We start from the raw sequence: 25721 nt of genomic DNA, 5'->3' as shown, positions 1-25721 counted from the left end.
TTAAAGAAGCATGCTATCAATGCCATTGCAACAGTCCTTGGAATAATCTAAGGGCTGTTTTTTCCTGAGACGTCAAAGATCTACAAAGTGAGTGAGCCTTAGCTCGGATAATAGCCAAGGTTTTTTACACTGTTGTACTTAATTGTTGCGCGTTAAAATTGCAATGAATTAAAAGGGGGATGGAATAATGAATCTAATTAAAAATGGATTCAGAGGGGTTTAATCATGAATACGAATGATAAGAAGAAAGAAGTTCAACAAAAGTATAGATGAAGAAATTAAAAAGAAGACAAAAATGATTTTAAAGAAGCAGTTGTTGTCGTAACAATAATTGTAGTGTTTATCTTTTTGACCTATACGCTTCAAGGATTTTAACAAAATGTTCCCTTTTCCCCTTGTCTTTTACCTAGTTGTGTTTAAAACTACAAATAGATAATATTACCAATTAAGGAAAGAGGGAGAGATGATGAATAACTTCAATTGGTGGAAAATACTTTTACTAGCCTTTCTTTGTTCCTTGATTTTTTCTGTCGTCTTTGTCACTGTTCAACGGATTGACTTAATACTCAATCCACCGGAAGTACCTGTTAAATCGATTGAAAAAATCAAATGATTCTTTTTGGGGAACAGCCGCGTTGTGGGAAAACATCACGCTCTCATCTCATATTGTAATGGAGGACAGAGAGTATGGTAATAGAAAATAGAGACATAAGTTCCCTTTCTATGATGAAAAAGAAAATCTCCTTCTCCTGCATAGTGCCGAGTTGTCAGAGAACATCAGTCAATCAAAAGAGAAATACAGGAAGATCATTCAATCAGGTATCGCCCAGTGAGGCAAGGATTTTCAAAGTGGCCATATTTAGGTGAATACTGTATAAGATTTAAAAAAGCTCATAGAGCTTCAGAAAGATGAGGATTTGTAGCAAGTATTATATTTCCCTGCTCAAAACCTTGTCGCTATAGCAAAACAAACGCCATAAAGGTTTCTTATGGCGTCTGACGGATATGGGGTAAGGTGAGTTCTTAATAGCCACCGAAGAAAGAAGTACCAACGATGATTAATAGGATGAATAGCACCACGATCAAAGGGAATGACCTCATAACTTCACCTCCCTTAAAAGAGGATAGTACATGATATGCTGATGGAGATAACTTGATAGTGACGCTAGTTTAGTAAATTTTAAATGATTTTTTAGTCTAAGTAGAAATAGAGAACGAAAAATTAATAACAAACTGAGGTCCGGGGCGGCTGAGATGTAATGCCAAGACCACGGGATCCACGCAGAGACGAAGCTTTTCGTTTGTGGGAAGAGAGCGGCGGAAGCAAGAAGTTAAAGACAATAGAGAAGGTCTTTTATTTATGCAGTGATCCAGTAAGCCCCTAAACATATGCGGAGCCCGCCTCACCAGCGGGCTTCCTCCTTCTTAACTCCCTCTATACACCTGATAACCAAACGGCGACAGCAAAAGGGGGATATGATAATCAGCTTCCGGATCAGAAAGATGGAAACGAACTGTTACAATCGTTAGAAACGGCTCAGCCGTGTTTGCTTTCTTTTCCGCAAAGTATTCCCCTGCATGGAACTCCATTACATACTCCCCCGACTTCAGCTCTTCTCCCGAAAGGAGCGGAGCATCGACTCGGCCGTCTTTATTCGTAAAAGCCCCTTTGATAAGAATAAGACTTTTGTCTTCGTACAGCCGCTTCAATTCGATTTTTACGTTTGCCGCGGGTTTGCCGCAGGTTAAATCCAAGATATGTGTTGTCAGCCTCCCCATCAGGCATTCAGGCTCCCTAATGCTTCCTCAGCATTCCGTTTTACTTTCTCGGCGTCTTCTCTCGTCACGGTGAAACGCTGGAAACCGAATGGCGGGCGCGGTTCTGTGTAGACTTTTCCTTTTGTGCCCGGAATCTCTTCGACGACTGTATCCCATGTGTGATTTTGAGATTGGAAGCTGACATTCGTGAGCTGAGGGAACCTCATTAATATTCGGCATCCGATATGATAGATTAAGTTTTGAATGGAAGGAGTTTCGAGTTCGTGAAATACAGTGCTCGCTAAGTCACGGATTTGTTCAGCCGCCACGTAACGGGCGGGATCGGCGGCGTATGCATCTTCCGCATGTTCATAACGCCAGCTGATGTTTAAATAGACAAAGAGCGGACGATTGCCATCTTCAGGAAGAGTCGTATATTCGTCTCTGATAAAGCCGACGAAGGAGTTTCCGCTCACTTTGACAAGCTGGAGATCCGTGATTTCGCTGTATTGCTCCTTCATCGTTATCGTATCCCCAGTTCGTTCTGCTTTGAGCACCGACCGGGCGCGTTCATTGCGCGATCTTCTGAAGACAAGCTGGCTTATACCGAGCTCTTCATCCTCGTATGCAGGCATCGCTTCAAACGGAATGTCTTCACCTGTCAGAGTGATCGTATCCATATGAGAATAGGTGTCTAAAAATCTGTGAGCCACATAATGCAAGAAGCCCTCGGTGGTTGTTCCCTCATAGGAAGCGAGGTGGCGCTGAATAAAGTTTTTCATCGAATCCGTAGCCACGATAAGCGTATTATCTCCGTCTGTAAATGACGGCAAAAAGGCATCTCCGCCAATTTCGCATGTCACATCAATGCCAACAACTGTATTGGTTCTCCCTGTAAAAGAAGACTCAGGGATTTTCTTTATGCCTGTGAGCGGTTTTAAAAACGTTCGGTATGCAAACACATTTCCTTTGCCGTAAGACATGGTTCTTTTCATTTGAATCTCTCCTTTTTCTGTTATGATGTCCTCTAAACGAAAGCGGGCGATGCGGTATATTTCCTCAAGAGCCTGCTGAAATTCTGTTTCCGGTTTGTTCTTCAGCCTTGTCAGCAGAGCTTCGCGGATCTCCTGTTTTGTTTTTTCCTTTACCGCTAAAATAAAAGGAAAACCGAAGTTTTGAGAGTAGTCTTCATTTCGTTTGAGAAACTCCTCGTATTCCTGCTGTTCAAGCTTACTGAGCCCTGCGTTTTGCTGCTCTTTTACTGAGGAAGCGCTCATTGTTTTCTTGGTGCCGAGACGAGGGTGTTTGCAGATGAGCTCTAGCTGTGTCTTGCGGTCGGCAGCTTTTACAAAGCGGGACATTTTTTGATGCAAATCAGAAAGAGAGGAGAAGGGGCGCAGTGCCGCGGCTTCCTCCGCAATCCAAGCAGAGTGCTCAAAAATAGATCCGAGTGTGTCAGTCAGTGTTTGTCTATCCATTTGATTCAGGTCGTCAATTGTGAACATGAGCCATCTCCCCTTTACGTATTGATTTCCGCGCCATGGGGCTGTTTGCATTGAAAAAAAGTGTTCAATGCAATCGCGGTTAAGCTGCCAATGACAATGCCGCTTCCGGTCAACACGGAAGCTGCTCCCGGGAGAGAGGAAAACAAGGCGGGCACCGTCGTGGCGCCAAGCCCTAAGCTGACAGAAGAAGCAATGATCAGCAGATTGCCCTGTGATTCAAAATCGACGCCAGAAAGCATTTTAATACCGTAAGAAATGACCATGCCAAACATAACGATCATCGCGCCGCCGAGAACTGCATTCGGGATCACGGTCGTCAATGCCGCGGCTTTTGGCATCAGCCCGATTGCCATCAGCATAAATCCAGTGATGGCAATGACATGGATGCTTTTGATTTTTGAAAGCTGAACGATGCCGACGTTTTGCGAGAAAGCCGTATACGGAAACGCGTTAAACAAGCCGCCCAGCACAATTGCAAGCCCTTCCGCACGGTAGCCTTTCTCAAGATCTTTCTCTGTTAGTTTCCGGTTTGTCATATCGGAAAGAGCAAAGTAAACACCCGTTGATTCAACAAGGCTGACAATAGCAACCAATAGCATGGTGAGAATGGCAGGCAGCTCAAAGGTTGGCGTGCCGAAATAAAATATAGAAGGAACATGAACCCAGGACGCCTCCGCGACCTCAGAAAAATCGACTCTTCCCATAAGGAAAGCGGCTGCCGTTCCAGCTGCGAGGCCGAGTAAAATTGCAATGGAGCGGATGAACCCTTTAAAGAAATAAAACAGCACTAAAATAAAGGCTGTAACGGCAAAGCCAAGCAGCACGTTGCCTAGTGAGCCGAAGTCTTTGCTGCCTTCACCGCCGGCCAGGTTATTCATCGCCGTCGGAATCAGGCTGATGCCGATAATCATAACGACTGAGCCGGTTACGACCGGCGGGAAAAAACGGACAAGCTTTCCAAAGAAGCCCGCGGCTAAAACGACAATCAGCCCGGCTGCGATAATCGCACCGTAAATCGCTGAAACACCGTATATGCTGCCAATGGAAATCATCGGGCCGACTGCAGTAAACGTACAGCCGAGGACAACGGGAAGGCCGATGCCGAAATAGCGGTTTCTCCAGAGCTGTAAAAGAGTGGCCGCCCCGCACATAAACAAATCAATGGCAATTAAATATGTCAGCTGGCCCGCATTCAGCCCGATCGCAGCTCCGACGATCAGAGGGACGAGAATGGCTCCCGCATACATCGCCAGCATATGCTGAAGCCCAAGCATCAAAAGCTGAAAGGAATTTTGCTGTTCCTTCATCTCTATTTACACCTCTTTTTCTAAAACAAGTTTGTTTTCTAATACGGGCAGTTCTTCCTTCTGAACGATTTTTTCCTGTTTGGCGCGCAAACTGAAGAATAGGTTTAAAAAGATTGCAGTCAGGCTTCCTGTGATCATGCCGTCACTGACCAGAATGCGGATCGGAGCGGGAAACTCTGTGAAAATCACCGGTACTGTGCTGGCGCCGATACCGAGTGCGATTGAGCAGGCGATGGTCAGCAGATGATATTGGTTTTTCAGATCCACTGTACTGAGCATTTTTACTCCGGAGGCGATAACCATGCCGAACATGACAACAGTCGCGCCGCCGAGTACAGCCGCGGGAACGGAGGAAGCAAGAGCGGCAAACTTAGGAATCAGACCAAGGAATAGAAGGATACAGCCCGCGGTGACGACGACATTTCTCGTTTTCACCTTTGTCAGCTGCAATAATCCGGCGTTTTGTGCAAATGTATTATAGGGAAAGGCGTTGAACAGCCCGCCTATCATAATGGCGATTCCCTCTGCCCGGTAGCCTTTGACCAGGTCTTTTTCAGTTAGAGGCCGGCCGCATATCTTTCCGATGGCGTAAAAAACGCCGGTTGATTCAACAATAATGACAATTCCGACGATCAGCATCGTGATGATTGGACCGATTTCAAAAGATGGAGCGCCGAAGTAAAACGGCTTCGGGATTTGGAAGAATGGGGCTTCAGATACAGATGAAAAGCTGACCTTGCCCATGACGGCAGCCGCCGCAGTGCCCGCAGCAATCCCGATCAGAACGGAAAGCGTTCGGGCAAACCCTTTGAGAAAGCGGTTGAGGACTAAGATCAGGATAAGGACGCCGACAGAAAGAAGAAGGTTTTCGAGCGAACCGTATTCGGGATTGGCGCTGCCGTTTACTTTTTCTCCACCAGCCATATTTTTCACACCTGTCGGAACAAGAGAAAGACCAATCAAGGTCACAACAGTTCCTGTTACGACAGGAGGGAATAACACGGTCAGCTTGCCGAAGAAACGGGCACACAAGAAGATCAAGACACCGGTTGCAATGATTGAACCGTAAATCGCTGAAATGCCGTAATTTGCACCAATTGCAATCATCGGGGTGACGGCCACAAACGAGCTGCCGAGCATGACGGGAAGGCCGATGCCGATGTAAGCTCCTCGCCAGGTCTGCAAAAGCGTTGCGGCTCCGCATGTTAACAGGTCAATCGCCAATAGGTAGGACAGCTGTTCCGACGTTACATTCAGCGCTCTGCCGACAAGCAGAGGCACCAAAATTGCACCTGCGTACATGGCCAGCACATGCTGCAGGCCAAGAGTGAACACCGCAAACGGTTTTTGTTTCACTATAGCTCCTCCTTTTACATGTGAACTTTAGTAACATGATAGCGTGCCGTTTGCCAGATGTCATTGGGTACAGTAGCTGAAAAATAGGAGCGTTATTGCTGAAAGTAACGAAAAGCCATTTCTTTTGTAAGATAATGTGACAAATGCTAGCTGATCAGCCGCTGCATCCGCAAGGCAAGCCGCAACCGCATGGTCGTTTCGGGATCTTTTAAGCTTTTGCCCAGTAATTCTTCACATTTTTCGAGGCGGTAGATGACCGTATTGCGATGCACGTACAAGCGTTTTGCCGTCTCGGAAATCTGGCAGTGTGTCTCTAGATAGACAGACAGTGTGTGAAGCAGGCTTTGATCCTCCTGCTGCTTTTCAGCCAGGCTTTGAAGAGTGGAATTGTAAAATTTCTTCAAATCCTCAACCGGGAGCAGGCGGAGAAGCTCAGGTACATCTTTCGCGTGGTACACTTGGATAAACTCCGTGCTTCTTGATAAATGTCCTGATTGGAGAGCGTCAGACGCTTCTGTGAAAGCGTCCGGAACATCGATCAGCTTTTGGCAAATGTTGCTGATGCCAAAGGACAATGTCCGTTTAAATTGGTTTTTAACCTGTGCCTGAAACTGTTCTAAAAAGCTGATCACCGAAGCGTGCATTTCACTCCAGCTGTCTGTCGCCTCGATCAGCAGAATGCCGACATTTCCTTTAATAAAGAGGTGAGGCGGGAATGGGAAGGCAGACAATTCGCCTTCGAGAAATTCAAAGACACTGTCAGAGGCCAGCTGATTTTCAGTAAAGCTGATCGATCTGTCATTCCGGTCGAGCTTTCCGGCGATGCACATATATTTTTGATCCCAGCTGAGCTTAAATTCTTTTGCCCGGTTTTTGATTTCGTCGTCCGAAGAGAACGACCGCTCGATAAAATTACTGAAAAATTCATTCCGCGCCCGCCGGCTGTATTGCTTCAGCGCGTTTTCCTTCAGCAGCTCAAAGGAAATCACGTTCGCAGCCTGTTCAATGGTGAGAATCAATCCTTTATCAGCGGCTTGGATCATTTCCGGTATCAGCAGGTAGCCGCAGCTTTTTTCGTGATTATAGATAGGAAGGACAGAATATGTTTTCTGATTCGAGATCGAAGAGAAACAAGTGAAAAACGGTCCGGACACGGTGTGCAGCGTGCTTTTGAGCTTTTCGGTTTCAACTGAAATCTGATGAGAGGCAGAAAGCATTTTGGCATGCTGGTCAAGGAGCAGCACGGGAAGATGAAGGAGGTCTGATACCTTTTTGAGCAGAGATTGCAGCCCCTTGCCGCTCATAATGTGGTTTGTGAACTTTTTATGTGCGTAAATGGCTTGCTGAAGCTCGTTTGAACGCATGTCAAGAATATGGCTCAGCGTGGCATTGACAATGTCTCCGAGGCGTATATGCTCAGGGAGCTCGATAATCGGAAATGCGTGTGAATCGGCCAGGTCGATGATCTCTTTCGGGATATCCTCCAGGTAGCGTTTTGTTTTAATGCCGAGACCGGCACAGCCGCGTTTTGCCATTTGCCGAATCAGCTCTGATAACTGGTGAGGATTGTCCTTCAGGTGATATGCGGTGGTGACGAGCAGCTCGTCTTTATGCAAAAAATCCGCGATATCAGGAGCATCCATCATGTTGACATGCTGAACCTCTCTTTCTCCCCCCGCTTTTCCCGCAATTAAAACTGCATTTTCGTAAGCCGGTATTTTCATCACATCAAAAATATTCATAGCTCATTCTCCTTTTCTTGCAAAAAATAATCATTGGTTAAGATGAATAAATTTCATTATTAATTCTAGCTGTTTTGCTGATGTAATACGATCATAGTAACAGTAAAATGTTGAAAATAGACTGAATGTGTTACATAAACTGACATAAAAATTCATCATCATACAGGGGAGGGATCAGTATGGCTTACGATTTGGTGATAAAAGGAGCGAAGGCAGTCACGCCGGACGGTGTTAAAGAAGCTGATATTGCAATGAAAAACGGGATCATTGCCAAGATCGGTTCTGCAATTGAAGCAGAGGGAGCACCGGTTGTGGAGGCTGGCGGTCAATATGTTTTTCCGGGTGCGGTCGATTGTCATGTTCATTTCAACGAACCCGGCAGAGAGGATTGGGAAGGGTTTGAAACGGGCTCACGGATGATGGCTGCAGGCGGCTGCACCACTTATTTTGATATGCCGCTGAACTGCATTCCATCCACGGTGACGGCTGAAAACCTTCTCGCAAAAGCTGAAATCGGCAGGCGAAAATCGGCGGTGGATTTTGCGTTATGGGGCGGCCTTGTGCCGGGTCATATTGATGACATACATCCGATGGCTGAAGCGGGTGCGATAGGATTTAAAGCATTTTTATCAAAATCAGGCACAGAGGAGTTTCGCTCTGTTGATGAACGCACCTTGCTCAAAGGCATGAAAGAAATTGCGGCCGCCGGAAAAATCCTTGCTCTTCACGCAGAAAGTGATGCGGTCACAAGCTTTTTGCAGATGGAATGGGCGAATAAAGGGAAAGTGAATGCAGATGCATACGCGGCCTCCCGCCCGGAGGAAGCTGAAGCTGAAGCGGTGTATCGCACGATCCAGTACGCGAAAGTAACGGGCTGTCCGGTTCATTTTGTCCACATCAGTACGGCAAAAGCGGTCCGCTTGATACGGGAGGCGAAGCAGGAGGGATTAGATGTTACGGTGGAAACATGTCCTCACTATGTCTTGTTCAGCCATGACGACTTACGCAAAAGGGGCTCTGTCGCAAAATGCGCCCCTCCGCTCAGGTCGCAGCCATCAAAAGAGGCGTTAATTGATACGCTGATCGCGGGGAATATTGACATGGTGTCCTCGGACCACTCCCCCTGCCGTCCTTCTCTGAAGCGGGAGGATAATATGTTTTTGTCATGGGGCGGAATCAGCGGCGGGCAGTTTACTTTATTGGCCATGCTTGAATTGGCCCTTGAGCGGGACATTCCATTTGAAACCATTGCTGAATGGACAGCGGGGGCACCCGCGAAGCGATTCGGCCTTCAGCAAAAAGGGAGGCTTGAAGAGGGACGGGACGCGGATGTCGTTCTCGTTAGCATGGAGCCGTACCCAGTCACAACAGAGACGATGTTTGCAAAGCATAAGCAGAGCATTTATGAAGGACATACCTTCCCCTGCCGCATCTCATCCACCTACAGCAGAGGACGGTGCGTGTACAGTGATGGGGAGAAAGCAGACAGCGGAATTGAGGGAGCGCTGGTCGTTCCTTCGTAAACCCGGCAGATTGAAATCTGCGGGGTTTTTTTATGTCAGTGACTTTGGTTTTTAAAAATCAAGCATCGTGGTATCTTTTTAAAAAGGGGGCTGCGATGATGGAACACGTCAAACACATACTAAACCAATCATGGTCGCTGCATACGAGTTCCAAATGGACGAAAGAATGCCCGGCATGCGGCCAATGCGGCGTGACGGCATTGGTGGTACAGGAGCAATTCGGGGGCGATATTTTCAAAACAAAGGTCGGTGAGAGCTGGCACTTTTATAACAGCATAAATGGGGCTGTGTATGACTTTACGAGTGAACAGTTTCAGGAGCCTATTGTGTACCAAAATATCCCTTCCTCAAGAGAGGAGGCGTTTTTGGATACCAATGAGGAACAATATCAGCATCTGCGCTCAGCGTTTTTCCGCAATATGAACAGCATTTCCGAGGAAACCTGAAAACGCGTGTGATAAACTGGAAGAGAGGTGAATGATTGTGATTTATATCGGACTGACGGGATGGGGGGATCATGACAGCATTTATCCGCCGAAAACGCCCAGCCAGAAAAAATTGCAGGCCTATTCCTCCCATTTTCCGATCGTGGAAGTAGACGCGAGCTTTTACGCGATTCAGCCGGCGCGCAACACTGAAAAGTGGGTGAAGGAAACACCGGAAACCTTCCAATTTATCATTAAAGCGTACCAAGGCATGACGGGGCATCAGCGCGGCGACATTCCGTTTGACTCGAAAGAGGAGATGTTTGATGCTTTTAAGCTGTCCTTAACGCCATATTTACATAGCAATAAGCTCGCCATGGTGCTGTTTCAATTTCCGCCGTGGTTTGACTGCAAGAAAGAAAATGTCGCTTATTTAAGATGGTGCAAAAATCAAATGGGTGATATTCCTTGCGCGCTTGAGTTCAGAAACCGCTCCTGGTTTTCACCGCCATTTTATGAGCAGACGCTTTCCTTTATGAAAGCGGAAGGCTGGATTCACAGTGTCTGTGACGAACCGCAAATCGGCGAGGGAAGCGTTCCGACTGTTTTGCGGGCGACCGATGAAAACAAAACGCTCGTCAGGTTTCACGGACGCAATAAGCAGGGCTGGATGAAGCCCGATGGCGGGAAGAACTGGCGTGAGGTCAGATATTTATACCGCTATAACAAACAGGAGCTGGAAGACTGGAAAAAGCATCTGAACGCATTGCAGCAGCAATGTAAAGATGTATTTGTCCTCTTCAACAACAATTCCGGCGGAGACGCCGCGGATAACGGCAAGCAAATGCTTGAACTGCTTGATATCGAGTACTCCGGACTTTCTCCGAGACAGCTCGGTTTATTTTAGAAAAGAGGTTTTGATTGATGTCGTTTGTGATTTTGGCTGTACTGGGATTTATTGCGGGTACGGTAGGAAGTTTGATTGGACTCGGCGGCGGGATTGTCATCGTTCCGGCCATGATGTTTTTAAGCGCGGTGACGCCGTATTTTCAGGATGTGACGCCGCAGGTCGCCATCGGTACTTCGCTTCTGGTCATTATTTTTACGGGTCTTTCCTCAACTTTGGCTTATATTAAATATAAAACGGTTGATTATAAAAGCGGGCTCATTTTCTTTATCGGTTCAGGTCCCGGCAGCATAATCGGGGCCTATGTATCAAAGCTTTTTAATTCCAGCTCGTTTTCCATTTGGTTTGGCATATTTATGATTCTTATTTCATTATCCTTAATGCTGAAAGCGAAGGCGCGGCCGGTAAACAAAGAGCACAGAGGAATAATACGGACTTTTCAGGATGATGCCGGAGAGCCCTATACTTACTCGTATCAGGCGTCTGTCGGGATTGCCATCGCCTTTGTTGTCGGCTTTTTAGGCGGGCTCTTTGGAATAGGCGGCGGCTCGCTGATGGTTCCGGCCATGATGCTGTTATTCCTGTTCCCGCCAAAGGTTGCGGTGGCAACGTCCATGTTCATTATTTTCCTGTCTTCTATGACAGGATCTGTATCACATATTATGTCCGGGCATGTGAATTGGCTGTACGCCCTCGCGCTTGTGCCCGGCGCTTGGTTCGGCGGAAAGCTTGGAGCCGCCATCAACCGAAAAATGCAGACGAAAACGATCGTCATGATCATGCGGATCGTATTAATTTTGATCGGCTGCCAGCTCATTTATGAAGGCATTTTCAGCTGAACGATTAGGAGAGAATGGTATGAAAGAGAAGCTCCGCTTATATCACACAAATGATTTGCACAGCCATTTTGAAAATTGGCCAAAAATAACAGATTATATTGAGCATAAAAGAAAAGAACATCAGCTGCACAGCGAAGAGACGCTCGTTTTTGATATTGGTGATCATATTGATCGTTTTCATTTTGTGACTGAGGCAACATTCGGAAAAGCGAATGTAGACCTCTTAAACCGTCTTCAAATTGATGGAGCGGCTATCGGCAATAACGAGGGAATTACGCTTCCTCATGAAGAGCTTGCTTCTTTATATGATCATGCTGAGTTTCCCGTTATCGTCTCTAATCTGTATGACAAAAACGGAAACCGCCCGTCCTGGGCGGTTCCTTACCATATCAAAACATTGAGAAACGGCATGACCATCGCTTTGTTAGGCGTAACGGTGCCTTATTATCCCGTCTATGACAAGCTGGAATGGACTGTTACTGATGCGCTCGAAAGTATAAAAGAAACCATACAGGAAGTGAAAGGGCAGGCTGATATCATCGTTCTCCTGTCGCATTTGGGAATTCTTGACGATCAAGCGGTTGCTGAAGCAGTTCCGGAGATTGACGTAATCCTCGAGTCTCATACTCACCACCTGCTTGAAAATGGACAGATGGTCAACGGTGTATTGCTTGCCAGCGCTGAGAAATACGGAAACTATGTCGGCTGTGTAGACATCACGTTTGACAGCGAAAAGCGAAAAATCATCAGCAAAACAGCGTCTGTTCAAAATGTGGCGGAATGGACAGGGGAATCGGCGGAAACCAAAGCATTTCTTGAGGAAAAAGAACGTGAAGCCGAGGAAAAGCTGTCCGTTGCCGTTGCGGAGCTTGCGCAAGATGCTGAAGTCAAGTGGTTTGAAGAATCCGAGCTGCCTTTACTTTTGGCATATGCGTTAAAGGAATGGTGCGGAGCCGACATCAGCATGGTGAATTCAGGCGTCATCCTCGGACCGCTTACAGCCGGCCCGGTGACGAAGCTTGACCTGCACCGCATCTGTCCTCACCCCATCAACCCGGTTACTGTCCGCCTGACGGGAGAGGAACTGAAAGAAACGATTCTCCATGCTGCTTCAGAACAGGTGGAGCAGCTTCGAATTAAAGGATTGGGCTTCCGGGGAGAAGTGATGGGGAAAATGGTGTACGCGGGTGTCGATGTCGAAACGAAACGCTTGGATGACGGAATCACGCATGTCACACGGATCACGCTGAACGGGGAAGAGATTGAAAAACATAAACAATACTCCGTTGCGGTTCTCGACATGTTTACGCTCGGCAGGATGTTTCCGATCATCCGCGACGCCGCAGAAAAAGAATATTTTATGCCGGAATTTTTGCGGGATCTGCTTGCCTGGAAGCTTGCACAATAAGGAAGTCAGCCCACAACAAGCCGTGCCCTTCATCATAAAGTGATAAATGAAGGGAGTTGGTTGACGTGGTAAATCTGACACCGATTATGATAGAAGGACAGCCTTTTACAGCTGTGACAGTAAAACTTCCAAAAACAAATTTCATGGCAGTCTCCAATGATCACGGATATATTATGTGCGGCGCGCTTGATGTGGCGCTGCTGAATGAAAAATTAAAGGAGCGTGGAATTGTGGCGGGACGGGCGGTTGGTGTACGAACAATTGACCAGCTGTTAGACGCCCCTTTAGAATCCGTCACCTATGCCGCAGAGGATCTTGGCATTCATGCCGGCATGAGCGGCAGAGAAGCGCTTTTAAAAATGGTGAAATAAAATAAATTGGCCCGGCTATTACTATGTCCCCCCTTACAAGCATACATTGTGATATGTAAGGGGGGATTTTCTTGCCAAGATATCGCGGCCCTCTTCGCAAGAGAGGACCTTTGCCTTTCCGGTACGTGCTGTTGCTGTCACTCGTATTTTTTATCATATCGACAACAGTCAGCCTTTGGATGATCAACGGCTCTATTAAACCGGTATTAATGAGCATCGGTGAAATGGAAACGAAGCGTGTGGCAACTGAGGTGATTCAGGATTCCATTGAGGATTATATGTCTGACAGCGAAAATATGAAAGATATGTTTCAAATGAATTCTGATGAAAACGGAAATTTAACGACAATCGATTTTAATACACAGGTTATAAACAGTGTGAAAACAAAGGTGACAAAGCAGCTTCAGTCTCATCTGAAAGAGATGGAAACCCACACGGGACACAGCGGTGCAAGTGAAAATATTATGATCAACATCCCATTGGGACAGGTGACAGGAAACAGCCTTCTTGGAAACCTAGGCCCGAAAATTCCGGTCCGGTTCAATTTGATCGGTGACGCCTTTACGGACGTCAAAACAAAAATAAAGCCATACGGCATTAATAACGCACTGATTGATATCAGCATCTTTGTAGAAATTAAAGTGAAGGTCATCATCCCGTTCGCAAGCAAAACGGCCGTGGTCACCAATAATGTTCCTGTATCAATTAAAGCAGTGCAGGGCGAAGTCCCGCAATTTTATAACGGAAGCGGCGGTTCAGGTGTTACGCCTTCTGTCCAGCTTCCAAGCAGCAAAGAAGAAGAAAGCCATGATTCAAAAAATGAAAAAAACAAAAAATAAAGCCGCCTTTTCATGAGGCGGCTTTCGTCATTTCTTTTTCTTGTACTCATAGCGCTCCCACGCTCTCAAATGAGGATAAGGATCAAACGACCATTCCGTTTTTCCATTATCCTTATACATGCCATAGTGCAGGTGCGGCGGAAATTTTCCGGCTGTGCCGGGCGGGCCGTATCCTGAGCTGCCGACTGACCCGATCACTTGGCCGGGCTCAACGATCTGCCCTGGTTTAATGCCTTTCGCAAACCCATTGAGGTGGGCGAAATAATGATACGTATTGTTAATATCTCTGATGCCGATTCTCCATCCTCCAAAGCGGTTCCAGCCTTTCATTTCAATGACGCCGTAACAGGTGGATTTCACAGAAAGGCCATAATGGGCAAAGATATCCGTTCCTTCATGAATCCGCCTTCCTCCAAAGCCGCGGGCGTCCCCCCACGTGCTGCGATAGCTGTAATCCGTTCTGATTGGAAGCGGAAACGCATGCTCGCCCAAATCAATATGACCGTATGCCTTAAACAGCTTCATGAACTCGGATATGATTCCCACTGTTTGATCACGGCGGTAGTAATTCCAGAGCCCGATGCGGATATTTTCCTCATCTGTGCCGTGCGACAGCAGATATTGTGCGAATGTATACAAAATGTCTTCGTCATTGCTGACTTCGGCTTTCCCATCGCCGTCACCGTCCATTCCGATTCCGTCAAACACTTTTATGCTTAACGGTGCATCGTCTTTCGGATTCGGGTTTTCTGGTCCGCTCCAGATTTCATCCGGTACATAGATGCTGATGATTCCCGTTTTGTCAGGCAGATCCTTTCTGTTGCTCCGCACATTCTCCTCGTATTGATCAACAGCGGCTAGCGCATACCAAGGAATCTGCGTCACAGCTTCGACTTTATGATATAATTCCATCCGTTTAGAAAGCACCGGATCTGAAAGCTCTTTTCCAGACGCAAAAGGTTCAAATGCAAACAAAAGGAGAAGAAGGACAGATAACACAACTTTCACAAAATAATCTCCTTTCAATATTGAATACACATAGTTTGCGGCAACCCGGCGAGAAAATGTCAGTAATCATCTTCCCTTGTCGAGAAATTTTTCCTATGTTAAAGTGTCTAAAGAAAAGACTTTCTTTAGTTAGAAAAACATTATTTTTGTTGCAGAAATGAAAGAACTGCACCTATCTCGTTTTCAGAATGTTTCGTGTCAGAAATTGAGTATATTGGATATTGGAGATGATGGGAATTGGCAAAGAAAGACGAACACCTCAGAAAGCCCGAATGGCTCAAAATCAAATTAAATACAAATGAAAATTATACAGGGCTCAAAAAACTCATGCGGGAAAACAATCTGCACACCGTATGTGAAGAAGCAAAATGTCCGAATATTCATGAATGCTGGGCAGTGAGACGTACAGCGACATTTATGATTTTAGGATCTGTTTGTACGAGAGCGTGCCGTTTCTGCGCTGTCAAAACGGGCCTTCCGACTGAGCTTGACCTGCAAGAGCCGGAACGCGTAGCAGATTCCGTCGCTCTGATGAATCTGAAACACGCGGTTATCACAGCTGTTGCGCGTGATGACCAAAAAGACGGCGGTGCGGGTATCTTCGCGGAAACTGTCCGTGCAATCCGCAGAAAAAGCCCATTTACGACTATTGAGGTGCTTCCGTCAGATATGGGCGGAAACTATGATAACTTAAAAACGTTAATGGATACGCGCCCTGACATCCTGAATCACAATATCGAAACGGTTCGCCGCCTGACGCCAAGAGTCCGCGCGCGTGCGACATACGACCGTTCATTGGAATTTTTGCGCCGCGCGAAAGAAATGCAGCCAGACATTCCCACAAAATCAAGCATCATGATCGGACTCGGTGAAACGAAAGAAGAAATTATCGAAGTGATGGACGACCTCTTGGCAAACAATGTTGATATTATGGCAATCGGCCAATACCTGCAGCCGTCGAAGAAGCACTTAAAAGTCCAAAAATATTATCATCCTGATGAATTTGCAGAATTGAAGGAAATCGCGATGCAAAAAGGCTTCAGTCACTGTGAAGCCGGTCCGCTTGTCCGTTCCTCCTACCATGCGGATGAACAGGTTAACGAAGCATCAAAAAAACGCCAAGCGCAAGCATAATGCCAAAACGCCAGATCATCTGGCGTTTTTGTCATTCCTATTCGTTTCCTTGTCCTGGCGTGTTTCTCCATTGGCATTTTCGTTTTCTGAGACAGGGCTTCCTTGCGGGGCGTTTTTCATTTCTTGTATCGTCTCTGACATGATGTCTCTGACATCTCTTGAACCGGAGTTCAGATTGCTGTAATTTTTGATGTCCTGCATGTGATTCGGATTGTCGGAAATGTACACATGATAGTAACGCGGAATCACCGAAACCGCCGTTTTTTTCACTTGATCAGCTGTCAGTTCACGGTTTCTTGAATCGGTTTTGTACACGACAAGCGCTTCTTGGTCAGTTACGAGCACTGCGGCATCTTGAATATGAGGGAGCTGAACCGTTAAGCTTGATATGATGTGAGCGGTTTCTTCACGGTCTGGCGCCGGTGTCTCCTGCTGTTCGCCGTCAATTTGTTCTTTTTGATAACGAACATAACCAAATTGTTCATTCTTATCATGCCTATTAAAAGCCTCATCGCGGTCAGATACATGAATGGGCTTGGTTTCATTTTGATGCTGGACATTCTGCTCAGCGTTATTGAATCCTGCGCCTCCGCATCCGGATAAAAGCCCGGTCATCAGGCAGAGGCTGACAGCAGTTCGTTTCATTTGTAATCCCTCCTTATGTGTAGGGTAGCCAAATCACACGAATTATTCTTTAGCAATTGATGGGGAAGGGGCAATGAATTATGATAGGAATGAGTGAAAAAGAGGTGAGATCATGATTCTTATTCAAAATGCCGAATTTGAGTTGGTGCACAATTTCAAAGACGGCTTCAACGAAGAGGCTTTTAAAGCTCGTTATTCCGATATTTTAAATAAATACGATTACATTGTGGGAGACTGGGGATACGGCCAGCTCAGGCTCAAGGGCTTCTTTGATGACCAGAATCAAAAGGCGACCTTTGAAACGAAAATCAGCACATTGGACGAATACATTTACGAATACTGTAATTTCGGCTGTGCGTATTTTGTCTTAAAACGGATCAGAAAATAACTATTTCACAAAGGGGATGCTGTCATGTATTTTGTTGACAGAAACAAGATAGAGCATACACTCGGATTCTTTGAGCGTCAGCTGGCGCTGTTTCATTCGCAAACAGACTGGAAATCCGAGATCGAGGGGCTCGCGCTTGAACGCATCGGCCACCTGTTAATCGAATGCATTCTAGATACAGGAAATGACATGATCGACGGTTTTATAATGCGGGACCCGGGCAGCTATGATGATATCATGGACATACTGGTTGATGAAAAAGTCGTAACGGAAGAAGAGGGAGCACAGCTGAAGCAATTGATTGCGTACCGAAAAACATTGGTTCAGCAATACCAGCTCGCTGACAGCGCAGAGCTTTACAAGCTGATCACCGCGCATCTAGCGGTCCTTCAAGCCTTTCCGAAACGAATCAGAATCTACTTGGAAACAGAGCTGGGCCCTGTTTCCGCGTTTAAATAACGACAGGAAAGCCACAGGAGTGTTAAAGATGAAAACATATAAAGGGTATTTAATTGATTTAGACGGAACGATGTACAACGGCACAGAAAAAATTGAGGAAGCGTGTGAATTTGTCAGAACGCTGAAAGACCGCGGCATTCCTTATCTTTTTGTGACAAACAACTCTTCCCGTACACCGAAGCAGGTGGCGGACAAGCTAGTCTCTTTTGATATTCCGGCAACAGAGGAGCAGGTCTTTACGACAAGCATGGCGACTGCCCAGCATATCGCCCAGCAGAAAAAAGACGCGTCTGTGTATGTGATCGGGGAAGAAGGAATTCGCCAGGCGATTGAAGAGAACGGCCTGACCTTTGCAGAGGAAGACGCGGACTTTGTTGTTGTCGGAATTGACCGTGGGATTACATATGAAAAACTTGCCATTGGCTGCCTCGCAATCAGAAATGGTGCCCGCTTTATTTCCACAAACGGTGACATTGCCATACCGACTGAAAGGGGTCTCCTGCCGGGCAATGGTTCACTGACCTCTGTGTTAACCGTATCCACAGGCGTGCAGCCGGTATTTATCGGCAAGCCGGAATCCATCATCATGGAGCAGGCGATGCGTGTTCTCGGCACTGACGTATCCGAAACACTTATGGTCGGCGACAACTACGCGACTGACATTATGGCAGGCATGAATGCAGGGATGGATACACTGCTTGTCCACACAGGTGTAACGAAAAGAGAGCATATGACAAACGATATGGAAAAACCGACTCACGCTATTGATTCTCTGACTGAGTGGATTCAACATATATAAAAAAAGGGCGCCCCAAAAGGGTGCCCTTTATTCTGTATGCCGTGCGCGGTGTGCGAGCCTGCTGGAGGCAGCAGCGGAAATGGCGCCGACAATGTCATCAAGAAATGTATGGCATTCGCCGGTTGATTTATCATTCAAACGGCCGAGGATACCGGGTTTTTCTTTGTCGATGTAGCCATAGTTTGTAAACCCGATGGACCCGTAAATATTCACGATGGAAAATGCCAGAACTTCATCTACTCCATATAGGCTTTCATCTATCTCCAGCATCGTTTGCAGCGGTTCAGACAGTTTTTTCTGCTCAGCAAGAACGTCCAATTCAATGCCCGTTAAAATCGCGTTTTGCACCTCGCGTTTTGCGAGGACCCGATTCACATTCAACGTGCATTCATCCATGGTTAAATCCGGATGATATTTTTTCTGCAGAAAAAAGACAAGCTCGGCAATATCGGATACCTCAACGCCGCGCTCCTTCATCCGTTCTCTTGCTTTAGCTTCCATCTGACTGATTTGTTCTTTATCTGACATCAACTTCACCCAATCTTTTTTTACTAGTTTATACAAAACGTATGAGATGTTTACGACTTTTTCTTGCTCCTTCGTCGGATTAAAATATGTATTCATAATTCCGGCTGTGTATGACTACGATGTGATGAGCCCTAATTCAACAGGCAGGTGATCATTGTGAAAGGCACAATAAAAGAAAAATACGGCATTCATATCAGGCAGCTTTCCATGTATCAGCATACGTATCAATGCTTTCAAACACCGAATTCCTTCTTTTTGATTGTTCCCGTTTCCCATTTTTCAGATGCGGAGCTGGCGGAGCTTTATTACATGAGTCAGTATTTACAAGAACAAAGTGACCCATACGTTTCCGTTTTTATCTTTACAAAAGAAGGTGAACTGACCTTTGAACATGAGGGAAAAACGTACGCCCTGCTGAAGGCGGCTCCTCCTTTTTCAAATCGTGCATTTTCCATAGGGACAGAACTGGCGGAGTTTCATCGAAAGGGCAGAGGATACCCGTACGAAGTGAAGGAGGCAGGGAGAATCGGGCAGTGGAAAGACCTGTGGGGGAAACGCATTGATCAGCTTGAAGCGTTTTGGCAGCGAAAGGTTCATACCCCTCCGCACGAGCCTTTTGATAAAAAAATGATTGAATCGTTTCCATACTATTTAGGGCTGTCAGAAAACGCGATTCAATATTTAGTCGATACTGAGCTCGATGACAAACCGCAAGCAACTGATTCAGGAACGATATGCCATCAGCGGATGGAAAGAAATACGTGGTCTCCTGAATCCCTTATCAGGATTCCGGCTGACTGGGTATTTGACCACGCTGCACGCGATTTAGCCGAATATATGAGACACTCATTTTTGCATCACCGTGATGATTTTAACCGGCAGGGCTTTCGCTTTTTGCAGGAATACGAGCAAATCACACCGCTGTCTTCATTTTCGAAGCGTCTTTTGTACAGCCGTCTCCTTTTTCCGCTTCATTACTATGAAATCGTGGAAGGCTACTATATTTCTTCAGAGTCGGAAAAGCACTATTATGAAGAGCAGCTCGACTACATTCTCAGTGATTCGGGCTATGAACAATTTCTGAATGCCGCCCAGGAGTTTATGAACATGAGAGCGCAGAATATGTTTGTTCCCCCTGTCAGCTGGCTCGGAAAGGGAGGCTTGTAAGGAAGGAGAAAATCTGACAAAAATAATTAGAAAATAAAGAATCTTGTCATATCAATTGATTAAGCGTTTACATTCACAAAATTCAGCAGATTGTTGTCTTGTCAAAACAGGAGTGGGCTTATATAATATTTGTAACTTAAATGTCTGTGTTGAGTTAACAATTGTCTCTCTTGAGAGGACAATCTGAAGAAGGGTGGAGTTTTTTTGAAAGCAATTCGTGTAGGGCTTTTAGGCTTAGGTACCGTCGGAAGCGGTGTCGTTAAAATTATTCAAGACCATCAGGATAAGCTGATGCATCAGGTTGGCTGTCCCATTACGATAAAAAAAGTGCTTGTAAAAGATTTAGAGAAAAAAAGAGAAGTAGATTTGCCGAAGGAAGCGCTCACGACAGAAGTATATGATGTGATCGACGACCCTGATGTTGATGTCATCATCGAGGTGATCGGCGGTGTTGAGCAGACAAAACAATATTTGCTCGACACTTTGAGATCGAAAAAACACGTTGTCACGGCGAACAAAGATTTAATGGCCGTGTACGGTTCTGAACTGCTCGCAGAAGCAAAGGAAAATGGCTGTGACATTTACTTCGAAGCCAGCGTTGCCGGCGGAATTCCAATTCTTCGCACATTAGAGGAAGGTCTCTCATCAGACAGGATTACTAAAATGATGGGAATTGTAAACGGAACAACGAACTTTATCTTAACAAAAATGATTAAGGAGAAAAGCCCTTACGAGGATGTGCTTAAGGAAGCGCAGGATCTGGGGTTTGCCGAAGCTGACCCGACTTCAGATGTTGAAGGGCTTGACGCCGCGCGGAAAATGGCAATATTGGCGCGTCTCGGCTTCTCAATGAACGTCGATCTGGAAGATGTCAAAGTGAAGGGCATCTCCCAGATTACAGACGAGGATATCAGCTTCAGCAAACGTCTCGGCTACACAATGAAGCTGATCGGGATTGCCCAGCGTGACGGCAGCAAAATTGAAGTCAGCGTTCAGCCGACGCTGCTTCCAGACCATCATCCGCTTTCTGCCGTGCATAATGAATTTAACGCCGTCTACGTATATGGCGAAGCTGTCGGAGAGACGATGTTCTATGGCCCGGGAGCGGGAAGCATGCCGACAGCCACATCAGTTGTGTCTGACCTGGTCGCTGTCATGAAAAACATGCGTCTCGGCGTAACCGGCAACAGCTTTGTTGCGCCGCAATACGAGAAAAACATGAAGTCGCCGTCCGACATTTACGCACAGCAATTTTTGAGAATTCACGTGAAGGATGAGGTAGGCTCATTCTCGAAAATCACGTCTGTGTTCTCAGAACGGGGCGTCAGTTTTGAAAAAATCCTTCAGCTGCCGATTAAGGGGCATGATGAGCTAGCAGAAATCGTCATCGTCACACATCATACATCAGAAGCTGATTTCAGTGATATCCTGCAAAACTTAAATGATTTAGAAGTCGTTCAAGAAGTAAAAAGCACATATCGTGTAGAAGGGAACGGTTGAAGCTAATGTGGAAAGGACTTATCCATCAATATAAAGAGTTTTTACCTGTAACGGATCAAACACCGGCGCTTACGTTACATGAAGGCAATACGCCGCTCATTCATTTGCCGAAGCTTTCTGAACAGCTCGGGATTGAGCTTCATGTCAAAACAGAAGGTGTAAACCCTACTGGATCTTTTAAAGACCGCGGGATGGTTATGGCGGTGGCAAAGGCGAAAGAAGAAGGCAACGACACGATTATGTGTGCGTCAACCGGAAATACATCAGCGGCTGCGGCTGCTTATGCAGCCCGCGCCAATATGAAATGTATTGTCATCATCCCGAACGGAAAAATCGCGTTTGGCAAGCTTGCTCAGGCAGTCATGTACGGAGCTGAAATCATTGCAATCGATGGCAACTTTGACGATGCGCTTAAAATTGTCCGCTCAATTTGCGAAAAATCACCGATCGCGCTTGTCAACTCGGTCAACCCTTACCGTATTGAAGGCCAAAAAACAGCTGCCTTCGAAGTGTGCGAACAGCTGGGCGAAGCCCCGGACGTTTTGGCGATTCCGGTCGGAAACGCGGGAAACATCACAGCGTACTGGAAGGGCTTCAAAGAATATCATGAGAAAAACGGCACTTGCCTTCCGAAAATGCGCGGTTTTGAAGCGGAAGGGGCAGCTGCGATCGTCCGCAACGAAGTCATTGAAAATCCGGAAACCGTGGCAACAGCGATTCGTATCGGAAACCCAGCAAGCTGGGATAAAGCTGTAAAAGCGGCTGAGGAGTCCAATGGAAAAATTGACGAAGTCACTGACGATGAAATTCTTCATGCGTATCAGCTGATTGCCCGTGAAGAAGGCGTGTTTGCAGAACCGGGCTCCTGCGCATCTATTGCAGGTGTGCTGAAACAAGTAAAATCCGGAGAAATTCCGAAAGGCAGCAAGGTTGTGGCTGTGTTAACAGGAAACGGGCTGAAAGACCCGAACACAGCGGTCGACATTTCTGAAATGAAGCCGGTCACCCTGCCGACTGATGAAGACAGCATCCTCGAATACTTAAAAGGAGCGGCTCGTGTATGAATGATGCCGACATGCTGTTCTCTGTCACTGTTCCCGGAAGCACAGCTAACCTAGGCCCCGGCTTTGATTCAGTCGGAATGGCGCTCAGCAGATATTTAAAGCTGACCGTCTTTGAAAGCGATCAATGGTCTTTTGAAGCTGAAACAGAAACAGTCGCCGGAATTCCGGCGGGTACAGATAATATGATCTATCAAGTGGCTAAACGGACGGCAGATATGTACGGAAAAGAAATGCCTCCTGTACATGTGAAAGTGTGGAGCGACATCCCGCTTGCACGCGGTCTTGGCAGCAGCGCTGCGGCCATAGTGGCGGCTATAGAACTGGCTGACGAATTATGCGGATTAAAGCTCTCCGAAGCGGACAAGCTGCATTTAGCCAGCCTTGAAGAAGGACATCCGGACAATGCAGGCGCTTCTCTCGTCGGCGGGCTTGTGATCGGGCTGCATGAAGACGACGAGACACAAATGATCCGCGTGCCGGATGCCGACATTGATGTTGTGGTTGTCATTCCTTTTTACGAGGTGCTGACAAGAGACGCGCGAGACGTGCTTCCGACAGAGTTTCTCTACGCGGACGCTGTAAAAGCCAGTGCTGTCAGCAACATTCTCATCGCGGCGATCATGTCAAAGGATTGGCCGCTCGTCGGAAAAATCATGAGAAAAGATATGTTCCATCAGCCGTATCGGGCGATGCTAGTCCCAGAGTTGTCTAAAGTGGAGCATGTTGCCGAGATGAAAGGCGCTTATGGAACTGCTCTCAGCGGAGCGGGCCCGACGATTCTCGTCATGACCGAAAAAGGAAAAGGGGACGCGCTGAAAGAGCAGCTCGCACTTCACTTCCCGCATTGTGAAGTCGACGCTTTGACCGTTCCGAAAGAGGGAAGTATAATAGAGCGAAATCCTTTCTATCAAATGAAAAGTGTATAGAGCATTCTAAGCGTTCCTCAGCGTCAGCAGAGGAACGCTTTTTTTCTTCATGATATAAAGGGATTTTTATTTAGAAAAACGAAATACATGTAAAAAGGAGGAGATTGATATGAAAAAGCTGATGACCGCCGAAGATATGACAGCCATTGTCTCGGTGACGGACCCTCAATATGCCCCGGACGGCAAGCGTGCGGCTTATGTCAAGTCACAAGCAAACAAAGAGAAAGATTCATATACATCAAATATATGGGTATATGATGCGGATAGCGGGACGTCCGCTTCTTGGACATACGGAGAAAAGCGAAGCACTGATCCTAGATGGTCTCCAGACGGACGCCAGATTGCATTTGTTTCTGACCGTGATGGCGATGTGTCTCAGCTTTATATGATGAGTGCTGAAGGCGGTGAGGCAAAAAAACTGACTGATATTCCGTATGGCGTCTCTCAGCCGGTATGGTCTCCGGATGGCGAGTCAGTGCTTGTCACGGTCAGTCTTGGAGATGGTGAAAGTGTTTATGATCAAGAGAAAACGGAACCCGACAGCTTTGAACCGGTTGAAGTGCATGGTTTAGCCTATAAACGGGACGGAAAAGGGCTGACGAGAGGCGCGTATGCACAGCTTGTGCTTGTCAGCGTGAAGTCTGGAGAGGTCAAACAGCTGACTAACGAAAAAGCTGACCACTTCGACCCGGCTTTTTCTCCTGACGGCAAATCTCTCGTTTTTTCGGCTAATATGACTGAAACGGATGATGCCAGAAAACCTCATGATGTTTGCATGTTGTCGCTGGAGACTGAAGATCTCAAGCTGATTACCTCTCATCGCGGCTCATTCGGACCAAGCTCATTTTCACCGGACGGAAGGTATCTTGCTTTGCTTGGACATGAACAGGAATATCAGAATGCTACGCTAGAAAAAGCGTGGCTTTATGATCTAGAACAAGACCGCCTGTCGTGTCTCACTGATATGCTGGACGTTCACTTAGCCGATGCGCTGATTGGGGATTCATTGATCGGAGGTGCTGAACAGCGTCCGGTTTGGACGAAAGACAGTCAAGGGTTTTATGTCATCGGTACAGAACAAGGCAGCACGGGAATCTATTATGTTTCTATAGAAGGACTCGTATACCCGATTCGGTTAGAAAAAGAATATATCAACAGCTTTTCCATGCATCCTAACGAACAAAGCTTTATTGCCAGTGTGACAAAGCCCGACAGACCTAGTGAGCTATACAGCATTCCTCTTGGACAGGAAGAAAAACGGCTGACTGATGCGAATGACAAGTTTGTTGACGAGCACCTCATTTCGTTACCTGAAGACATTCAATATGTGACAGAAGACGGGATGACGGTGAACGGCTGGCTGATGAAACCTGCTCAGGCTGCAGAGGGCAAACAATATCCGCTTATTCTCAATATACACGGCGGTCCGCATATGATGTACGGGCATACATATTTTCACGAATTACAGGTGCTGGCGGCGAAAGGAAATGCAGTGGTTTATGTAAATCCAAGAGGAAGTCATGGCTACGGACAGGAATTTGCGAATGCAGTCAGAGGGGATTATGGCGGAAAAGACTATCTGGATGTGATGCAGGCAGTAGATGAGGCGATTAAAAGAGACCCGCAGATTGATGCCGAGCGGATAGGCGTCACAGGCGGAAGCTACGGAGGCTTTATGACCAACTGGATCGTGGGGCAGACAAATCGTTTTAAAGCAGCTGTCACCCAGCGTTCGATTTCAAACTGGCTCAGCTTTCATGGCGTTAGTGATATCGGCTATTTTTTCACGGACTGGCAGCTTGAGCATGACATGTTTACCGATACAGAAAAGCTGTGGGACCGTTCCCCTTTAAAATATGCGGCAAACGTGGAGACGCCTCTTTTAATTCTCCATGGCGAACGTGATGACCGGTGTCCGATTGAACAGGCTGAACAGCTTTTTATTGCCTTGAAAAAAATGGACAAGGAAACTGTGCTGGTTCGTTTTCCGAAAGCGACGCATAATCTGTCACGCAGCGGACACCCGGGACAGCGGATCAAGCGCCTGACCTATATAAGCTCATGGTTTGACCAATATCTCTCATAAAAAAAGCCAGGCTGATCAAATATCAGCCTGGCTGCTT

At 46.6% G+C, this 25721-nt stretch carries 26 protein-coding genes and 1 pseudogene; 18 read left to right on the top strand and 9 right to left on the bottom strand.

Features of this window, described 5'->3' with window-relative positions; translation table 11 throughout:
• Positions 1–225 precede the first annotated feature (225 nt).
• A pseudogene (locus NST56_RS17335) lies at positions 226–375 on the top strand (hypothetical protein).
• A 648-nt stretch (positions 376–1023) separates the two neighbouring features.
• On the opposite strand, the gene NST56_RS17330 reads toward NST56_RS17335, so the two are convergent.
• On the bottom strand, positions 1024–1101 hold the full coding sequence (locus tag NST56_RS17330) for a YjcZ family sporulation protein (protein WP_072175780.1): 78 nt from the start codon (positions 1099–1101) through the stop codon (positions 1024–1026).
• A 158-nt stretch (positions 1102–1259) separates the two neighbouring features.
• Here NST56_RS17330 and NST56_RS17325 point away from each other — a divergent pair, with 158 nt between their 5' ends.
• The gene (locus tag NST56_RS17325) at positions 1260–1385 is read left to right on the top strand and encodes a phage terminase small subunit-related protein (protein WP_339178020.1); all 126 of its coding nucleotides are present in this window, start codon (positions 1260–1262) and stop codon (positions 1383–1385) included.
• A 40-nt stretch (positions 1386–1425) separates the two neighbouring features.
• On the opposite strand, the gene uraH is transcribed toward NST56_RS17325, so the two are convergent.
• The 5 genes from uraH to pucR all read right to left on the bottom strand — a co-directional run bounded on the left by uraH (position 1426) and on the right by pucR (position 7668).
• The gene (uraH, locus tag NST56_RS17320; protein WP_339178017.1) at positions 1426–1779 is read right to left on the bottom strand and encodes a hydroxyisourate hydrolase; all 354 of its coding nucleotides are present in this window, start codon (positions 1777–1779) and stop codon (positions 1426–1428) included.
• Positions 1779–3263 carry a factor-independent urate hydroxylase gene (gene pucL, locus NST56_RS17315; protein ID WP_339178014.1) on the bottom strand — a complete coding sequence of 495 codons (1485 nt, stop codon included), beginning with the start codon at positions 3261–3263 and terminating at the stop codon, positions 1779–1781. Before pucL ends, uraH begins: the two co-directional genes overlap by 1 nt.
• 14 nt (positions 3264–3277) lie before the next feature.
• The gene (locus tag NST56_RS17310) at positions 3278–4570 is read right to left on the bottom strand and encodes a nucleobase:cation symporter-2 family protein (protein ID WP_339178012.1); all 1293 of its coding nucleotides are present in this window, start codon (positions 4568–4570) and stop codon (positions 3278–3280) included.
• A gap of 6 nt (positions 4571–4576) precedes the next feature.
• Positions 4577–5926 (bottom strand): nucleobase:cation symporter-2 family protein, encoded by a 1350-nt coding sequence (locus NST56_RS17305; protein ID WP_339178011.1) that lies wholly within the window; start codon positions 5924–5926, stop codon positions 4577–4579.
• A gap of 146 nt (positions 5927–6072) precedes the next feature.
• Positions 6073–7668, bottom strand: coding sequence for a purine catabolism transcriptional regulator PucR (gene pucR, locus NST56_RS17300; protein ID WP_168748670.1), 1596 nt, complete (start codon positions 7666–7668; stop codon positions 6073–6075).
• A 179-nt stretch (positions 7669–7847) separates the two neighbouring features.
• Here pucR and NST56_RS17295 point away from each other — a divergent pair, with 179 nt between their 5' ends.
• From NST56_RS17295 to yunB, 7 genes are all read left to right on the top strand, one after another.
• Entirely contained in the window at positions 7848–9191 is a 1344-nt protein-coding gene (locus tag NST56_RS17295) for an allantoinase (RefSeq protein ID WP_339178008.1), read from the top strand.
• A gap of 98 nt (positions 9192–9289) precedes the next feature.
• Positions 9290–9637 carry a hypothetical protein gene (locus NST56_RS17290; protein WP_010331754.1) on the top strand — a complete coding sequence of 116 codons (348 nt, stop codon included), beginning with the start codon at positions 9290–9292 and terminating at the stop codon, positions 9635–9637.
• A gap of 37 nt (positions 9638–9674) precedes the next feature.
• A complete protein-coding gene (locus NST56_RS17285) occupies positions 9675–10523 on the top strand; it encodes a DUF72 domain-containing protein (RefSeq protein WP_339182271.1) in 849 nt (282 codons plus the stop codon).
• Positions 10524–10540: 17 nt separating this feature from the next.
• The gene (locus NST56_RS17280) at positions 10541–11362 is read left to right on the top strand and encodes a sulfite exporter TauE/SafE family protein (protein WP_229149128.1); all 822 of its coding nucleotides are present in this window, start codon (positions 10541–10543) and stop codon (positions 11360–11362) included.
• Positions 11363–11381: 19 nt separating this feature from the next.
• Entirely contained in the window at positions 11382–12770 is a 1389-nt protein-coding gene (locus tag NST56_RS17275) for a bifunctional UDP-sugar hydrolase/5'-nucleotidase (protein WP_339178004.1), read from the top strand.
• 65 nt (positions 12771–12835) lie between these two features.
• Entirely contained in the window at positions 12836–13141 is a 306-nt protein-coding gene (locus NST56_RS17270) for a YunC family protein (protein ID WP_010331750.1), read from the top strand.
• A gap of 71 nt (positions 13142–13212) precedes the next feature.
• On the top strand, positions 13213–13980 hold the full coding sequence (gene yunB, locus NST56_RS17265; RefSeq protein WP_010331749.1) for a sporulation protein YunB: 768 nt from the start codon (positions 13213–13215) through the stop codon (positions 13978–13980).
• 27 nt (positions 13981–14007) lie between these two features.
• Here yunB and lytH read toward each other — a convergent pair whose 3' ends face one another.
• Positions 14008–14988: an L-Ala--D-Glu endopeptidase gene (gene lytH / locus NST56_RS17260; RefSeq protein ID WP_339178001.1), complete on the bottom strand. Its 981-nt coding sequence runs from the start codon at positions 14986–14988 to the stop codon at positions 14008–14010.
• Positions 14989–15225: 237 nt separating this feature from the next.
• On the opposite strand from lytH, the gene lipA reads away from it, so the two are divergent.
• Entirely contained in the window at positions 15226–16122 is an 897-nt protein-coding gene (lipA, locus tag NST56_RS17255; protein ID WP_010331747.1) for a lipoyl synthase, read from the top strand.
• A gap of 15 nt (positions 16123–16137) precedes the next feature.
• Here lipA and NST56_RS17250 read toward each other — a convergent pair whose 3' ends face one another.
• Entirely contained in the window at positions 16138–16767 is a 630-nt protein-coding gene (locus tag NST56_RS17250) for a YhcN/YlaJ family sporulation lipoprotein (protein WP_339177998.1), read from the bottom strand.
• A gap of 112 nt (positions 16768–16879) precedes the next feature.
• Here NST56_RS17250 and NST56_RS17245 point away from each other — a divergent pair, with 112 nt between their 5' ends.
• From NST56_RS17245 to nucF, 3 genes are read left to right on the top strand one after another with little or no spacing between them, the layout of a single operon-like run.
• Positions 16880–17155 carry a YutD family protein gene (locus tag NST56_RS17245; protein WP_003228682.1) on the top strand — a complete coding sequence of 92 codons (276 nt, stop codon included), beginning with the start codon at positions 16880–16882 and terminating at the stop codon, positions 17153–17155.
• A gap of 24 nt (positions 17156–17179) precedes the next feature.
• Positions 17180–17614, top strand: a complete 435-nt coding sequence (locus NST56_RS17240; RefSeq protein ID WP_010331745.1) for a DUF86 domain-containing protein — start codon at positions 17180–17182, stop codon at positions 17612–17614.
• A gap of 28 nt (positions 17615–17642) precedes the next feature.
• A complete protein-coding gene (gene nucF / locus NST56_RS17235) occupies positions 17643–18413 on the top strand; it encodes a 5' nucleotidase NucF (protein WP_326332087.1) in 771 nt (256 codons plus the stop codon).
• Positions 18414–18440: 27 nt separating this feature from the next.
• Here the strand turns inward: nucF and NST56_RS17230 are convergent, their stop codons facing one another.
• Positions 18441–18941 (bottom strand): phosphatidylglycerophosphatase A, encoded by a 501-nt coding sequence (locus tag NST56_RS17230; RefSeq protein WP_024122730.1) that lies wholly within the window; start codon positions 18939–18941, stop codon positions 18441–18443.
• A 153-nt stretch (positions 18942–19094) separates the two neighbouring features.
• On the opposite strand from NST56_RS17230, the gene yutH reads away from it, so the two are divergent.
• The 5 genes from yutH to NST56_RS17205 all read left to right on the top strand — a co-directional run bounded on the left by yutH (position 19095) and on the right by NST56_RS17205 (position 25684).
• Positions 19095–20108 carry a spore coat putative kinase YutH gene (gene yutH / locus NST56_RS17225; RefSeq protein WP_029441126.1) on the top strand — a complete coding sequence of 338 codons (1014 nt, stop codon included), beginning with the start codon at positions 19095–19097 and terminating at the stop codon, positions 20106–20108.
• A 204-nt stretch (positions 20109–20312) separates the two neighbouring features.
• Positions 20313–21608 (top strand): homoserine dehydrogenase, encoded by a 1296-nt coding sequence (locus NST56_RS17220; protein WP_326226753.1) that lies wholly within the window; start codon positions 20313–20315, stop codon positions 21606–21608.
• A gap of 5 nt (positions 21609–21613) precedes the next feature.
• Positions 21614–22672, top strand: a complete 1059-nt coding sequence (gene thrC / locus NST56_RS17215; RefSeq protein ID WP_339182268.1) for a threonine synthase — start codon at positions 21614–21616, stop codon at positions 22670–22672.
• On the top strand, positions 22669–23598 hold the full coding sequence (gene thrB / locus NST56_RS17210) for a homoserine kinase (protein ID WP_229149122.1): 930 nt from the start codon (positions 22669–22671) through the stop codon (positions 23596–23598). The genes thrC and thrB overlap by 4 nt, the downstream gene beginning before the upstream one ends.
• A 109-nt stretch (positions 23599–23707) precedes the next feature.
• Positions 23708–25684 (top strand): S9 family peptidase, encoded by a 1977-nt coding sequence (locus NST56_RS17205; RefSeq protein WP_339177989.1) that lies wholly within the window; start codon positions 23708–23710, stop codon positions 25682–25684.
• The last annotated feature ends 37 nt before the right edge of the window (positions 25685–25721 follow it).

The sequence above is a fragment of the Bacillus sp. FSL R5-0560 genome, assembly GCF_037966305.1.
Classification (GTDB): Bacteria; Bacillota; Bacilli; order Bacillales; family Bacillaceae; genus Bacillus; species Bacillus mojavensis.
Note: the sequence above shows the minus strand (reverse complement) of the source record. Positions and strands in the feature narration are given on the sequence as shown.

Bases quoted from the DNA above. Each gene is read 5' to 3' on its own strand.
- NST56_RS17325 (WP_339178020.1), top strand. From the start codon at position 1,260: ATGCCAAGACCACGGGATCCACGCAGAGACGAAGCTTTTCGTTTGTGG.
- thrB (WP_229149122.1), top strand. From the start codon at position 22,669: ATGAATGATGCCGACATGCTGTTCTCTGTCACTGTTCCCGGAAGCACA.
- pucR (WP_168748670.1), bottom strand. From the start codon at position 7,668: ATGAATATTTTTGATGTGATGAAAATACCGGCTTACGAAAATGCAGTT.
- NST56_RS17245 (WP_003228682.1), top strand. From the start codon at position 16,880: ATGATTCTTATTCAAAATGCCGAATTTGAGTTGGTGCACAATTTCAAA.
- NST56_RS17250 (WP_339177998.1), bottom strand. From the start codon at position 16,767: ATGAAACGAACTGCTGTCAGCCTCTGCCTGATGACCGGGCTTTTATCC.
- NST56_RS17280 (WP_229149128.1), top strand. From the start codon at position 10,541: ATGTCGTTTGTGATTTTGGCTGTACTGGGATTTATTGCGGGTACGGTA.
- NST56_RS17295 (WP_339178008.1), top strand. From the start codon at position 7,848: ATGGCTTACGATTTGGTGATAAAAGGAGCGAAGGCAGTCACGCCGGAC.
- thrC (WP_339182268.1), top strand. From the start codon at position 21,614: ATGTGGAAAGGACTTATCCATCAATATAAAGAGTTTTTACCTGTAACG.
- NST56_RS17275 (WP_339178004.1), top strand. From the start codon at position 11,382: ATGAAAGAGAAGCTCCGCTTATATCACACAAATGATTTGCACAGCCAT.
- pucL (WP_339178014.1), bottom strand. From the start codon at position 3,263: ATGTTCACAATTGACGACCTGAATCAAATGGATAGACAAACACTGACT.
- uraH (WP_339178017.1), bottom strand. From the start codon at position 1,779: ATGGGGAGGCTGACAACACATATCTTGGATTTAACCTGCGGCAAACCC.
- NST56_RS17330 (WP_072175780.1), bottom strand. From the start codon at position 1,101: ATGAGGTCATTCCCTTTGATCGTGGTGCTATTCATCCTATTAATCATC.
- NST56_RS17290 (WP_010331754.1), top strand. From the start codon at position 9,290: ATGGAACACGTCAAACACATACTAAACCAATCATGGTCGCTGCATACG.
- NST56_RS17205 (WP_339177989.1), top strand. From the start codon at position 23,708: ATGAAAAAGCTGATGACCGCCGAAGATATGACAGCCATTGTCTCGGTG.
- NST56_RS17230 (WP_024122730.1), bottom strand. From the start codon at position 18,941: ATGTCAGATAAAGAACAAATCAGTCAGATGGAAGCTAAAGCAAGAGAA.
- NST56_RS17240 (WP_010331745.1), top strand. From the start codon at position 17,180: ATGTATTTTGTTGACAGAAACAAGATAGAGCATACACTCGGATTCTTT.
- nucF (WP_326332087.1), top strand. From the start codon at position 17,643: ATGAAAACATATAAAGGGTATTTAATTGATTTAGACGGAACGATGTAC.
- NST56_RS17310 (WP_339178012.1), bottom strand. From the start codon at position 4,570: ATGAAGGAACAGCAAAATTCCTTTCAGCTTTTGATGCTTGGGCTTCAG.